Here is a 13,418-nt window from a genome sequence, read left to right as displayed (position 1 = left end):
ACGCGTGTTCCGCGATCTGTCGCCGCGCCGTCTGACAGCGCGGTGACCCCGCCCGGCCGTGCCCGGGTCCTTCCCTGTCCGAGGCTCCCCTGGTTCCGGGTGAGCGTCCGGGCGGCGTGCACCGCTGTCCTCCGCCCCCCGGGCGCGTCCCGGCGGGGCTCACCACGACCTTGGACGGGACACCCATGCGCCTCGCGCCTCCCCTTCGCGCCGCCGTACTCCCCGCCGCCGCGCTGCTGCTCGCCCTCGGCGGGACCACGCCCGCCGCGGCGGCCGGCGCCTTCGGCCCGCTGCCGCCGCACAACCCCTACGCCGGCCCGGCGGGCACCGCCACCATGCACGGCGACACCGGCTCCTCCGACGCGACCCCGCTGCCCGGCCCGAAGGCCGGCCCGCTCTCCTCCGACCGGATCGCCCTGCAGTCCGCCTGCCCGACCGTCCTGGTCGGCTCCGACGGCTTCCCCGTCGCCCTCTGCACCACGATCTTCGGGCTCACCCCGACCGTCCACCTGCTCGACCCGGCCGACGGCGGTTCGCTCGCCGAGCTGCCGCTCGCCAAGGGCTCCCTGCTGGGCGGCGTCTACGCCTACCTGGACCACCTCGACCGGCTGGTCGCCGTCGACGGCAACGGGGACCTGCTGCGGATCGCCCACCACCGCGACGCCGCCGGCCGCTGGGAGCTGTCCGTCGACAGCCGGCTCCCGCTCGGCGCCGCCGTGCCGGCCGGGGACGCCGTCACCGGGGTCTCGCCCGACTGGCAGGGGCGGGTCTGGTTCGCCACCGGCGGGGGAGTGGTCGGCACCGCCGACGACCGGACCGGCACCGTCCGCACCCTGGCGCTCCCGGCCGGCGAGAAGGTCGCCAACAGCATCTCCACCGCCCCCGAGGGCACCGCCGTCGCCACCACGCACGCCACCTACCTGCTCACCGCCGGGGCCGACGGCACCCCCGTGATCACCTGGCGCCGGGCCTACGACCGCGGCCCGGGCCGCAAGCCCGGCCAGCTCAGCTGGGGCACCGGCTCCACCCCCACCTTCTTCGGGCCGCGCACCGGCACCGACTACGTCACCATCGTCGACAACGCCGCGCCGACCGTGAACCTGCTGGTCTACCGTACCGACACCGGCGCCCAGGTCTGCTCCGTGCCCGTGCTCAGGGCCGGCGGCAGCGGCAGCGAGAACTCCCCGGTGGCCGTCGGCAACGCCGTCTTCGTCGCCGGCACCTACGGCTACCCGTACCCCAAGCTGCCGGAGGACGCCGGCCCCGGCGTGCCCGCCTCCGGCACGTTCCGCGGCGGGCTGAGCCGGGTCGACGTCCGGGCGGACGGCTCGGGCTGCGACCCGGTCTGGGACACCAAGGTGCGCTCCGCCGCGGTGCCCCGGCTGTCCACCGCCGACGGGCTGATCCACACCGTGCTGCGCAACCCGGTGATCCCCGGCACCGACGCGACCTCGGCGCTCGACCCCTACTACTACGCCGAGGTCGACCCGGCGACCGGCGCCGTGGTGCGCACCAAGTACACCGGCGCCGGTTTCCTCTTCGACACCCTGCAGATGGCCGGCTCGATCGCCCCCGGCGGGGTCGTCTACCAGGGCACCACCACCGGCGTGCTGCGGATCACGGCGGAATGATCACCGGACCCGGCCGTGAGCCGGGCCGGGCCCTCGGATGTCGGCCCGGGCCGGGCACCGTGGGACACTGCGAGGATGCCGTCCCCCACCCAGCGCGCCCTGGCCCGAGTCCCGGCCCGGCTCCGTCCGCTCCTGGTGAAGCACCGCAAGCTGGTGAAGTTCCTCCTGGTCGGAAGCACCTGCTTCGTCCTGACCGTGGTGGTGAACCTCTCCCTGAAGCTCACCGTGCTCCAGCACAAGCCGGTCGTGGCGCTGACCGTCGCCACCGTGATCGCCACCGTCGTGTCCTACGTGCTGAACCGGCAGTGGTCCTTCCGGGCGAACGGCAAGCAGCGCGAGGCCGTCCTGTTCTTCGTCGTGAGCGCGCTGGCCGTGCTGGTCAACGACGTGCCGCTGATCGTCTCCCGCTACGTGCTCGACCTGCGCGAACCGGACGTCAGCGCCTTCACCCAGGAGGCCGCCGACTTCCTCAGCGGCATGGTCGTCGGCACCCTGCTGGCCATGGTGTTCCGCTACTGGGCGATGCAGCGCTGGGTCTTCGTGAACCTGGCCGAACCCCCGGCGGCGGCGCAGGAACAGCCGACGCGGGTCCCGCAGGCCTGAGAGGGGCGAGAGCGATGCGCGAGACGGACTCCAGACAGTCGGGGCCGGCCAGCCAGCAGGGCATGCGACGGGCCAACCTGGCCCTCGTCCTCGGCCAGATCGCCCAGGGACCGCGCTCCCGGGCCGAGGTCGCCGCGGCCACCGGGCTGACCCGGGCCGCGGTCTCCTCGCTGGCCGAGGAACTGCTCACCGCCGGGCTGCTCAGCGAGGCCGGCCCCGCCACGCCCAGCGGCAAGGTGGGCCGGCCCGGCACCGCGCTGGGCCTGGCCCCGGACGGGCCCGGCGGGCTCGGGGCCGAGATCGGCGTCCAGCACCTGGCCGCCTGCGTGGTGGACCTGCGCGGCGAGGTCCGCAGCTGGCACCGGATGGAGATCCGCAACCAGGGCCGGCTGCCCGCCCTGGTCTTCGCCGACCTCGCCGGACTGCTCCGCCGCGCGGCCGAGGAGTCCGGGCTCCGGCCCGCCGGGCTCACCCTCGCCGTACCCGGGCTGGTCGGCGCGGCCGAGGGGATGGTCGAGCGGGCGCCGAACCTCGGCTGGGCCGGCCTGCCGGCCGCCGCCGAGCTGCGCCTCGCCCTGCGCGCCTGCGGCGCGGCCGAACTGTCCGCCCTGCCGATCGAGGTCGACAACGAGGCCAACCTCGGCGGGCTGGCCGAACTCTGGCTCGGCGGGCGGCCCGGCGACTTCGTCCACCTGTCGGCCGAGGCCGGCATCGGCTCGGCGATCGTGGTCGGCGGGCGGCTGTTGCGCGGGGCGCGCGGCTTCGCGGGCGAGCTGGGCCACGTACCCGTGCGCCCGGACGGGCCGCCGTGCGCCTGCGGCGCGCGCGGCTGCCTGGAGCAGTACGCGGGCGAGGCGGCGGTGCTGCGGGCGGCCGGCCTGGCGGACGTCCGGGGCGACTGGGTCGCGCTGCTGGCCGACCGGGCGGCCGCCGGGGACGAGGCCGTGCTGGCGGCGCTGGCCGGGGCCGGCGCCGCGCTCGGCATCGCGGCCACCGGCGCGGTGAACCTGCTGGACCCGGCGGAGCTGGTGCTCGGCGGCGGCTACACGGAGCTGGCGCCCTGGCTGCTGCCCGCGATGCGGGCCGAGCTGGCGGCCCGGGTGACGGTGCGGCCCTGGTCGGACGACTGGCTGACGGTCTCCGGGCTCGGCCGCCGGGGCCCGCTGCTGGGCGCGGCGGTCGGGGTCGTCCGGGCGATCGTCGCGGACCCGGGGCGGTTCGCGGGCCGCGGGAGCGACTCCGACTGAACGGCTCCGACTGAACGGCTCCGATCGAACGGCTCCTACCGAACGCCCCCGACGGAACCGGCGGCGGGCCCGGGCGTCCGGCGCGGTGCACGCCGCTCCGACCCCGGCCGGCGCCTCAGGCTCCGGCCGGCTCCGGTGCGTGGCCCGGCGGCCGCTCCTCCTCCTTCTCGCGTCCCGGCCGGAAGGACACCGCGAGCAGCGTGACGGCGACCCCGACCACCGCCCAGGCCACCAGCACCATCAGCGGCACGGCGATCCCGGTCGCGTCGAAGTAGGCGATCGAGCGGGCCACGTCGGTGCCCGCGCCGTTCGGGATCCAGGCCCCGATGGCCCGCCAGAAGGCCGGCATCAGCGGCGGCGGGAAGACCCCGCCCGCGCTCGGGTTGCCGAGCACCACGAAGACCAGCACCGCCAGCCCGATGCCGACGATGCCGAACAGGCACTGCAGGGCCATGGTGAACGCGCCGACCGCGAAGACCACCAGGCTGCCGAGCCCCAGCAGCCCCCAGGTGGAGCCGGGCAGCGCGTCCAGCACCGGGCCGACGATCAGGGCGCCGCCGATGCCGGCCGCGACCGAGTAGAGCGCCAGGGTGCCCAGCCGGATCACCGCACGGCTGGTGCCGGCCGGCCGGGAGCCGGCGCTGATGCCGAGGATCGAGGCGACCAGGTAGCCGCCGACGCACCAGCCGATCACCAGGTAGAAGGAGGAGAGGCCCTCGGCGTCCCCCGGCGCGAGCGGCACCACGTCCTGGACGACGACCGTGCGGCCCTGGCCCTTCGCGATGCCGGTGGCGATCTCCTCGGCGGCCCGGGCCGCGGCCGGGCCGCGGGCGTCGGCGACCAGCAGGGTGTCCTGGGTGCCCGTGGGGTCGAAGACCAGGGCCGCGTAGATCCTCTGGTCCTCGATCAGGGCGATCGCGTCGGCGGGGTCGGCCGCCGTCCCCGCCTTCACCGCGTCGTCCGGCACCGCCTCCAGGGCCGCGACCAGCTTCGGCTGCACCTCGGGCGGGGCGACCACCGAGATCGAGAGCTGATGCGGGCTCGGGTGATGCAGGGCGCCGACGTACGACACGATGAAGCCCAGTTGGAGCAGGAGGACGGCGATCACCAGCAGTGCTGCGCGAGGGGTCACCGCGTCCTTGAACTCCGCGACGAACCCCTGCCCGGAGGCGGCCATCGACATCTCCTCACTTTCAGGTACCAATCGGATACTTCGTACCATCAACCACTTGCCTGCCCGCCAATCCCGCGCCGATGCCTGCGGGATACTGGCCCGGTGAGTGACGAGCAGGCTCTGCTGGCGGTGGAGCGGGAGATTGCGCTGCTGTTCCGGCGCGGCCGGGCCAAGGTGGCGGAGCTGTCCCGGCAGGTGCACCCGGAGCTGGAGGGCATGGCGTACAGCATGCTCGGCTTCGTCGAGCAGGCCGGCCGGGTGCGGCTGACCGACATCGGCGCGCACTTCTCGGTCGGCAAGGCCACGGTCAGCCGGCAGATCAAGGCCCTGGAGGAGATGGGCCTGGTCGCCCGGGAGGCCGACCCGCTGGACCGCCGGGCGTCGCTGGTCTCGCTCACCGAAGACGGTGCGCGGCGCTATCTGCGGGTCCGCGACTCCCGGACGGGACGGTTCCGCGAGCTGCTGGCGACCTGGCCGCAGGACGACGTGGTGCGCTTCGCCGACCTGCTGGAGCGGTTCAACGAGCTCACCGGCGAGTCGCTGGAGGGCTGAGCCGGCGGCTCCCCCGGGCCCGGTCGGGTCGGAGTGCGACGACGGGCGGTGTCCGGCGCCGGGGCGCGGTGCTGCGCCGTCGCGGCTGCCCGCCGCCATGGTGCCGCCGCGGTGGCGCCGCAGGCCGCCGTGCCGTCGGGGCTCAGCCGGGGACGAACCATCGGTACGGGCCATGGCCGCCGAGGATTTTACTTAGGCTTGAATAAAGTTGCCCGAGTCAACCATTCACCCTATGGTTGCTCAAGGCAACGAATTCGCGTCAAAGCCGAAGGACCCCGATGACCGTCACCTCGCCCGCCCCGACCGGAGCCGCCACCGGCGACGACGTCCCGATGACCCACCGTCAGGTCCTCGAAGCCCTCTCCGGGCTGCTGCTCGGACTCTTCGTCGCGGTGCTCTCCTCGACGGTCGTCTCCAACGCCCTGCCGCGGATCCTCACCGACCTGCACGGCGGCGAGTCCGCCTACACCTGGGTGATCACCGCGGCCCTGCTCTCGCTGACCGCCTCCACCCCGATCTGGGGCAAGCTCTCCGACCTGGTCAGCAAGAAGCTGCTGGTCCAGATCGCCCTGGTGATCTACATCGTCTCCTCGGCGCTCGCCGGGCTCTCCCAGAACACCGCCGAACTGATCGCCTGCCGGGTCCTCCAGGGGATAGGCGCCGGCGGCGTCACCGCGCTGGCCCAGATCTGCCTGGCCGCGATGGTCCCGCCGCGTCAGCGGGGACGCTACAGCGGCTACTTCGGGGCCGTCTTCGCCCTCGCCACCATCGGCGGCCCGCTGATCGGGGGCGTCATCGTCGACACCGACTGGCTCGGCTGGCGCTGGTGCTTCTACGTCGGCATCCCGTTCTCGCTGGTCGCCATCCTCGTCCTGCAGCGGACCCTGAAGCTGCCGGTGGTCCGCCGCAAGGCGAAGATCGACTACCTCGGCGCCACCGTCATCACCGGCGCCGTCAGCCTGCTGATGATCTGGATCACGCTGGCCGGCAAGAACTACGCCTGGTTCTCCTGGCAGACCCTGGCGATGGTCGGCGGCGGCCTGCTGCTCGGCGCGCTCGCCGTCCTGGTCGAGAGCCGCGCCGCCGAGCCGATCATCCCGCTCTCGCTCTTCCGGCACCGCACCGTCACCCTGGCCGCGATCGCCAGCGTGCTGGTCGGCGTCGGGATGTACGGCGCGACGACCTTCCTCAGCCAGTACTTCCAGCTCGCCCGGGAGAAGTCCCCGACCGCGGCCGGCCTGATGACGCTGCCGATGATCCTCGGCCTGGCCGTCTCCTCCACCGTCGCCGGCAAGCTGATCACCCGGTACGGGAAGTGGAAGGCCTACCTGGTCGCCGGAACGTTCCTGCTGGCGATCGGCTTCGGCCTGCTCGGCACCGTCCGGGACGACACCGGCTACGGCGCGCTCTCCCTCTACATGGCGCTGGCCGGCATCGGCCTCGGCCTCACCATGCAGAACCTCGTCCTCGCGGTGCAGAACACCGTGCCCAGGGAGGAGCTCGGCGCCGCCAGCTCGGTGGTCACCTTCTTCCGCACCATGGGCGGTGCGATGGGCGTCTCGGCCCTCGGCGCGCTGATGACCAACCGGGTCGGGCACTACCTGACCGAGAACCTGGCCGCGGCGGGCGTCCCGGCCGGGCACGCCGGCGCGGCCGGCGGCGGCGAGATCCCCGACCTGCACACGCTGCCCGCGCCGGTCGTCCCGCTGGTGACCGACGCCTTCGGGCACGGCGTCGGGGTGGTGTTCCTGACGGCGGCGCCGTTCGCGCTGCTGGCCTTCCTGGTGGTGCTCATGATCCGGGAGATTCCGCTGCGCAGCGGCCCGCAGGGCTGAACCCGCGCCCCCGGGGCCGGTCGTGGAGCGATCCACGGCCGGCCCTTCGCCGTCCGGTCCCGGCGTCGTCGGGGCCAACGTCGTCCGGTCCCTGCGGTGTCGGGACCCTGCGCCGTCCGGGCCCTGTGCCGTTCGGTCCCGGTGTCGTCGGGGCCTTCGCCGTACGGGCCCTCGGCCCCGGCGGCGGGAGCGTGAGTGACGGGCAACGACGGCGGGCCGTGGGCGGACCGGCAGCACCGGCGGCCCGGTGGGCGCCGGCCCCGGCCGTGGGGGCTCCCGGCCCTCGCGGGCGGCGCGGCCACCCCGGGAGATGCCGAACGGCCAGGGCGGATGACCGCCCTGGCCGTTCGTCGTACGGGTGCGACTACCCCGCGATCAGCGACAGTCCGTAGACCACCACCGCCGCGCAGGCGGCGAAGCAGACCGTGGCACCGGCCAGCGCCGCGTTGGCCCGGCCCGTGCCGCCGGAGCCGGTGCCGCCGGCCGCCTCCAGCACGGCCTCCCGGCGCGACAGGGCGAGGATGCCGAGGGCGAAGACCGTCACCACGGCGACGGTGATGCCGAAACTGATGCCGGCGGTCTGGGCCAGCGCGTTCCACTTGATGTTCATGGCGTTGCTCCTCAGGCCGCGATGGTGGCGTCGGCGGGGGCCGTGACGGGGGCCGTGGCCGGCGGGGTGGGCACGGGGGTGACCTCGACCGCCGCGGTGTCGTGGACGTTGCCGGCGTGCACCGGCTGGCGGCGGGAGACCAGGTACATCGCGCCCGAGCCGGCCACCAGGGCCGCACCGACCACGACGACGCCCCAGGTGCCCTGGTCGGCGACGAAGGCGGCCAGGCCGGCCACCGTGGCGGCGGCGGGCAGGGTCAGGCCCCAGGTGTAGACCATCCGGCGGGCCATGCTCCAGTTGAGCTCGCGCTTCGGGCCGCCGAGGCCGGCGCCCATGATGCCGCCGGAGCAGACCTGGGTGGTGGAGAGGCCGTAGCCCATGTGCGAGGAGGTCAGGATGACCGCCGCGGCCGCCGTCTCGGAGGAGAAGCCCTGCGGCGGCTGGATGTCGGCCAGGCCCTTGCCCATCGAGCGGATGATCCGCCAGCCGCCCATGTAGGTGCCGAGCGCGATGGCCGCGCCGGCGCCGACGATCACCCAGGTGGGGGGCAGCGCGCCCTTGGGCAGGGCGCCGACCGAGACCAGCGTCAGGGTGATGATGCCCATGGTCTTCTGCGCGTCGTTGGTGCCGTGCGCCAGCGAGATCAGCGAGGAGGAGGCGATCTGGCCGGTCTTGAAGGCCTTGGTGGTGGTCTTCTCGTTGCCGCGGCGGGTGATCGCGTACGCCAGCTTGGTGGCGCCCCAGGCGGCCAGGCCGGCCACGATCGGGGAGGCCACGGCCGGGATGAGGATCTTGGTCACGACGGTGTTGAAGTTCACGCCGTTGAAGCCGACACCGACGATGGTGGCGCCGATCAGCCCGCCGTACAGGGCGTGCGAGGAGCTCGACGGGAGGCCTCTGAGCCAGGTCAGCAGGTTCCACAGGATCGCGCCCACGAGGGCGGCGAAGATGATCGACGGGTGGATGCCCGCCTTCTCGTTGACGATGCCACCCGAGATGGTGGTGGCCACCTTCACGGACAGGAACGCGCCCGCGAAGTTGAGGACCGCCGCGATGGTGACCGCGATCTTGGGCCGCAGGGCACCGGTGGCGATGGAGGTGGCCATCGCGTTGGCGGTGTCGTGGAACCCGTTGGTGAAGTCGAAGGCGAGCGCCGTGATGATCACGACGGCTACCAGGAACGAGATGTGTTCCATACCCAAACAATCGTCGTAGTTGTCGCACTGACGTTGGTGTCACGGGCGACCGTAGGGATGGTGGATGAACGGAAGGTGAACAGGGTCGGGCATCGTGGTTCCTGGGATGTCCGGGAGGTTGCGGAGATCCCGTGAAAGTGTGGAGGGAGTGTCAGCGACCCCCCATTTTGAGCGGATCGCTCCACTTCGTGGTGGTTTGCTGAGATCTGGGTCACAGTCTCTGAAGAATTCATCAATATGTACGGGCACCGTCTGTCTCGGCCGGGGCCGCCGTGACAGGATTCGGCTGAGATCCGGAGGCCGAACCGAAGAGCTGCCGGAGGGGGAGGGCGGGCCGATGGGCGGGGCTTTGTGGCGCACCGAGTCGAGTGCGATGCGGCCGTGGGTGCGGGCCGCGCTCCGCTGCGGAGCCGTGCTGGCGGTGGCCGCCCTGTCCCTGCCCTTCGCGACCCAGGCCGCGTTCGCCGCGCCCGAGCCCTCCGCGAGCCCCTCGGCCAACACCATCACCGTGTCGCCCGGCGCCGACCCGCTCGCCGACGCCAAGGCCACCCTCGGTCCGCTGCTCGACCAGCTGCACCTGCTCTACGGCAACGCCGAGGCGGCCACCGAGCAGTACAACGGCACCGTCGCCCGGCTCGCCGAGCAGCAGGCCACCGTGACCGACCTGCGCGGCCGGGTGGAGCGCCAGCAGAAGGCGGTGGACGCCGGCACCGACGTCGCCGCCCAGCTCGCCGCCGCCCAGTACCGCAACGGCAGCGCCTCGGCCTACGCCGAACTGCTGCTCGCCGAGGACCCGTACGAGGCGGTGACCATCGCCGAGCTGCTCGCCGAGGCCAGCCGCTCGCAGTCGGCCTTCCTGGACCACCTCAAGGCGGACCGCGCCACGCTGGCCGATCTGCAGAAGCAGGCCGAGAAGGCGCTCCAGGACTCGCAGGCGCTGGCCGTCCAGCAGGACGCCGCCAAGGCCACCGTCGCCAACCAGCTCGCCGAGGTCGAGAAGCTGGTCACCTCGCTGACCGGGGCCCAGCGCACCGAGCTGGCCGCACTGGAGAAGGCCCAGGCCGACCAGTCCCAGCTGGCCTTCCTCGCCTCCGGAGCGCTCGGCAAGGGCGAGCGCACCCCCTCGCAGGCCGGCCGCGCGGCGGTGGCGTACGCGCTGGCGCAGCTCGGCAAGCCCTACGTCTGGGGCGGCGCCGGGCCGGACGTCTTCGACTGCTCGGGGCTGACCTCGCAGGCCTGGCTGCACGCCGGCCGGCCGGTGCCGCGCACCAGCCAGGAGCAGTGGGCCCAGCTCCAGCACGTGGCGCTGAACCAGCTGCGCCCGGGCGACCTGGTCGTCTACTACGCGGGTGCCACCCACATCGCCCTGTACATCGGCGGCGGCCTGGTCGTGCAGGCACCGCGCCCCGGCGCCGTCATCAAGGTGTCGCCGATCGGGTCGATGCCGATCCTCGGCGCCGTCCGCCCCGACCCGGAGACCGCGGCCGACGACCAGGGCGGCGTCTGGAAGGTGCCGGACCTCCCCGCGGGCTGGGACACCGCCACCCCGATCGCGCCGTCCCCGCCGGCCACCCTGCCGCCCGTGGTGCCCGCGCCGGGCACCACCACGCCGCCCACCACGCCCCCGGGCACCGCCGGCCCGACGACCTCGCCGACCGACCCCGCCACCGGGACCCCGAGCGGTACGCCGTCCGGCTCCGGCACCCCGACGGACCCGGGGACGCCCTCGGGCACCGGGACCCCGTCCGGGACGGGCACCCCGTCCGGCACCGGCAGCCCGTCCGGGACGGGTACGCCGTCCACCGCCACGCCGGACCCGTCCGCGACCGCGCCGTCCGCCCCGGGCACCACCGCATCCTCCGCCGCGCCGACCTCGGCCCCGGCGCAGCCGGAGAGCGCCTCGGCCTCCGCCTCCGGCGTGCGCTGAGCCGGCACCGCGACTCCTGGCCGCACCCCTCGGCCGCACCCCACGAGGGGTGCGGCCGGGCCCCGCGGGTCAGGCGCCGGGCAGGCCGCTGTCGGGCTCGAAGCGCACCACGACCGCCTTCGAGGTGGGGGTGTTGCTGATGTCGGCGGTCGAGTCCAGCGGCACCAGGACGTTGGTCTCCGGGTAGTAGGCCGCCGCGCCGCCCAGGGCCACCGGGTAGTGCACCACCATGAAGTGCGGGGCCCGGCGCTCCACGCCGTCCCGCCACTCGCTCACCAGGTCGACGTAGCCGCCCTCGGCCAGGCCCAGCGCGGCGGCGTCGGCCGGGTTCACCAGCACCACCCGGCGCCCGCCGGTGATGCCGCGGTAGCGGTCGTCCAGGCCGTAGATCGTGGTGTTGTACTGGTCGTGCGAGCGCAGCGTCTGCAGCAGCAGCCGGCCCGCCGGCACCTCGGGCGCGGTCAGCGGGTTGACGCTGAAGTTGGCCTTCCCGGTGGTGGTGGGGAAGGAACGGCTGTCGCGCGGGCCGTGCGGCAGGGCGAAGCCGCCGGGGCGGCGGACCTTCTCGTTGAAGTCCTCGAAGCCGGGCACGACCCGGGCGATCCGGTCCCGGACGCTGTCGTAGTCGTCCGCGAAGTCCTCCCAGGGCGTGCTGTCCTGCGGGCCGAGCGTGGCCCGGGCCAGCCGGCAGACGATCGCCACCTCGGAGAGCAGCCCGCGGGCCGGCGGCCGCAGCCCGCCGCGCGAGGAGTGCACCATGCCCATCGAGTCCTCGACGCTGACGAACTGCGCACCCTTGGCGGTGACGTCCCGGTCGGTGCGGCCGAGGGTGGGCAGGATCAGGGCGCGGGCGCCGGTGACCACGTGCGAGCGGTTCAGCTTGGTCGAGACGTGCACGGTGAGCCGGCAGCGGCGCATCGCGGCCTCGGTGACGTCGGTGTCCGGCGTGGCCGCGACGAAGTTGCCGCCCATCGCGAAGAACACCCGCACCCGGCCGTCCCGCATCGCCCGGATGGTGTCCACCGCGTCGAACCCGTGCTCGCGCGGCGGCTCGAAGGCGAACTCCTTGCCCAGCGCGTCCAGGAAGGCCCCGGACGGGCGCTCGAAGATGCCCATCGTCCGGTCGCCCTGGACGTTGCTGTGCCCGCGCACGGGGCAGACCCCGGCGCCGGGGCGGCCGATGTTGCCGCGCAGCAGCAGGAAGTTGACCACCTCGCGGATGGTCGGCACGGCGTGCTTGTGCTGGGTCAGGCCCATCGCCCAGCAGACGATGACCCGGCGGGAGGAGAGCACCATCGAGGCGAGTTCCTCGATCTGCCCGTACGGCAGGCCGGTGGCGGCGAGCACCGCCTCGCGGTCGGTGGTGCGGGCGTCGGCCGCCCACTCCTCGAAGCCCAGGCAGTGCTGCTGGAGGAATTCGTGGTCCAGCACGTTGCCGTGCTTCTCCTCGGCGGCCAGCAGCAGCTGGTTGACCGCCCGGAACAGGGCCAGGTCGCCGCCGAGCCGGATCTGCAGGAACAGGTCGGTGAGCTTGGTGCCGTGGCCGGCCAGCCCGCGGGCGTTCTGCGGGTTCTTGAACCGCTCCAGGCCGGCCTCGGGCAGCGGGTTCACGCTGACGATCTTCGCGCCGGCCCGCTTGGCCCGCTCCAGGGCGGAGAGCATCCGGGGGTGGTTGGTGCCCGGGTTCTGGCCCGCCACGATGATCAGGTCGGCCTGGTGGAGGTCCTTCAGGCTGACGCTGCCCTTGCCCACGCCCAGCGTCTCCACCAGTGCCGAGCCGGAGGACTCGTGGCACATGTTGGAGCAGTCCGGCAGGTTGTTGGTGCCGAGGCGGCGGGCGAACAGCTGGTAGGCGAAGGCGGCCTCGTTGCTGGTCCGGCCGGAGGTGTAGAAGGCCGCGCCGTCCGGGGTGTCCAGCGCCTTCAGCTCCTCGGCGACGATCGCGAACGCGCGCTCCCAGGAGACCGGCGTGTAGTGCGTGCCGCCCTCGTCCAGCAGCATCGGCTCGGTGAGCCGGCCCTGCTGGCCGAGCCAGTAGCCGGAGCGCTCCGCCAGCTCCGCGACCGGGTGCGCGGCGAAGAACCCGGCGGTGATCCGCCGTTCGGTGGCCTCCTCGGCGACCGCCTTGGCGCCGTTCTCGCAGAACTCGGCGGCGTGCGTCTTCCCCGGCTCGGGCCAGGCGCAGCCGGGGCAGTCGAAGCCGTCCGGCTGGTTGACCTTGCCGAGGGTGGCCAGGGTGCGGCGGGCGCCCATCTGCTCGGTGGCCATCCGCAGGCTGTGGCCCACGGCCGGCAGCCCCGCCGCCGCGTGCTGCGGGGCCGACACCTGCGGGGCGTCCTGGGCCGGGTCGTCCTGCGGGGCCTGCTTCGCCATGACTGGCACCTCCGGATCGTGCGGGCCGCCTCGTCGCCTGCCCGTCCTCCCATCCTTCCACTCGCCCCGCCATGGTCGAACGACTGCCCGCCAAGGTCGAACGGCTGTCCGGCCGGGGGTGTGGGGCGGCCTCCCCGGGGCGGGCGGCTGGAGCGGGCCCGGCGCGGCGGGACAGAATGTGCGGTGCCGACCGACGCAGAGGAGCCGTGGACCATGCCGCTGAGCGGACCCGCACCGGAACCGCCGGGCGCCTACGGGCCGCCGCCGGCC

At 74.1% G+C, this 13,418-nt stretch carries 9 protein-coding genes and 1 pseudogene; 6 read left to right on the top strand and 4 right to left on the bottom strand.

The features are described 5' to 3' along the window. The first annotated feature begins 185 nt into the window (after nucleotides 1–185). From IE329_RS04405 to IE329_RS04395, 3 genes are all read left to right on the top strand, one after another. On the top strand, nucleotides 186–1,631 hold the full coding sequence (locus IE329_RS04405) for an NHL repeat-containing protein (RefSeq protein ID WP_190209453.1): 1,446 nt from the start codon (nucleotides 186–188) through the stop codon (nucleotides 1,629–1,631). Nucleotides 1,632–1,706: 75 nt separating this feature from the next. Then, nucleotides 1,707–2,234, top strand: coding sequence for a GtrA family protein (locus IE329_RS04400; RefSeq protein WP_190209452.1), 528 nt, complete (start codon nucleotides 1,707–1,709; stop codon nucleotides 2,232–2,234). 14 nt (nucleotides 2,235–2,248) lie between these two features. Beyond that, nucleotides 2,249–3,481: an ROK family protein gene (locus tag IE329_RS04395; protein WP_190209451.1), complete on the top strand. Its 1,233-nt coding sequence runs from the start codon at nucleotides 2,249–2,251 to the stop codon at nucleotides 3,479–3,481. Between the two features lie 115 nt (nucleotides 3,482–3,596). Here the strand turns inward: IE329_RS04395 and IE329_RS04390 are convergent, their stop codons facing one another. Beyond that, nucleotides 3,597–4,658, bottom strand: coding sequence for an ABC-2 transporter permease (locus tag IE329_RS04390; protein WP_308438333.1), 1,062 nt, complete (start codon nucleotides 4,656–4,658; stop codon nucleotides 3,597–3,599). A gap of 99 nt (nucleotides 4,659–4,757) precedes the next feature. Between IE329_RS04390 and IE329_RS04385 the strand changes: the two genes are divergently transcribed. After that, entirely contained in the window at nucleotides 4,758–5,207 is a 450-nt protein-coding gene (locus IE329_RS04385) for a MarR family winged helix-turn-helix transcriptional regulator (RefSeq protein WP_229927161.1), read from the top strand. 332 nt (nucleotides 5,208–5,539) lie between these two features. Continuing rightward, a pseudogene (locus tag IE329_RS04380) lies at nucleotides 5,540–7,027 on the top strand (MDR family MFS transporter); the annotation flags it as partial. 379 nt (nucleotides 7,028–7,406) lie between these two features. Here the strand turns inward: IE329_RS04380 and IE329_RS04375 are convergent. After that, nucleotides 7,407–7,652 (bottom strand): hypothetical protein, encoded by a 246-nt coding sequence (locus IE329_RS04375; RefSeq protein WP_190209449.1) that lies wholly within the window; start codon nucleotides 7,650–7,652, stop codon nucleotides 7,407–7,409. Between the two features lie 11 nt (nucleotides 7,653–7,663). After that, nucleotides 7,664–8,848, bottom strand: coding sequence for an inorganic phosphate transporter (locus tag IE329_RS04370; protein ID WP_190209448.1), 1,185 nt, complete (start codon nucleotides 8,846–8,848; stop codon nucleotides 7,664–7,666). A gap of 337 nt (nucleotides 8,849–9,185) precedes the next feature. Here IE329_RS04370 and IE329_RS04365 point away from each other — a divergent pair, with 337 nt between their 5' ends. Further along, nucleotides 9,186–10,775 carry a C40 family peptidase gene (locus tag IE329_RS04365; RefSeq protein WP_190209447.1) on the top strand — a complete coding sequence of 530 codons (1,590 nt, stop codon included), beginning with the start codon at nucleotides 9,186–9,188 and terminating at the stop codon, nucleotides 10,773–10,775. Nucleotides 10,776–10,844: 69 nt separating this feature from the next. Here the strand turns inward: IE329_RS04365 and IE329_RS04360 are convergent, their stop codons facing one another. Then, complete coding sequence (locus IE329_RS04360) at nucleotides 10,845–13,148, bottom strand: FdhF/YdeP family oxidoreductase (protein ID WP_190209446.1); 2,304 nt, start codon at nucleotides 13,146–13,148, stop codon at nucleotides 10,845–10,847. Between the last annotated feature and the right edge of the window lie 270 nt (nucleotides 13,149–13,418).

It is taken from the genome of Kitasatospora indigofera (genome assembly GCF_014655955.1).
GTDB lineage: Bacteria > Actinomycetota > Actinomycetes > Streptomycetales > Streptomycetaceae > Kitasatospora > Kitasatospora indigofera.
Note: the sequence above shows the minus strand (reverse complement) of the source record. Positions and strands in the feature narration are given on the sequence as shown.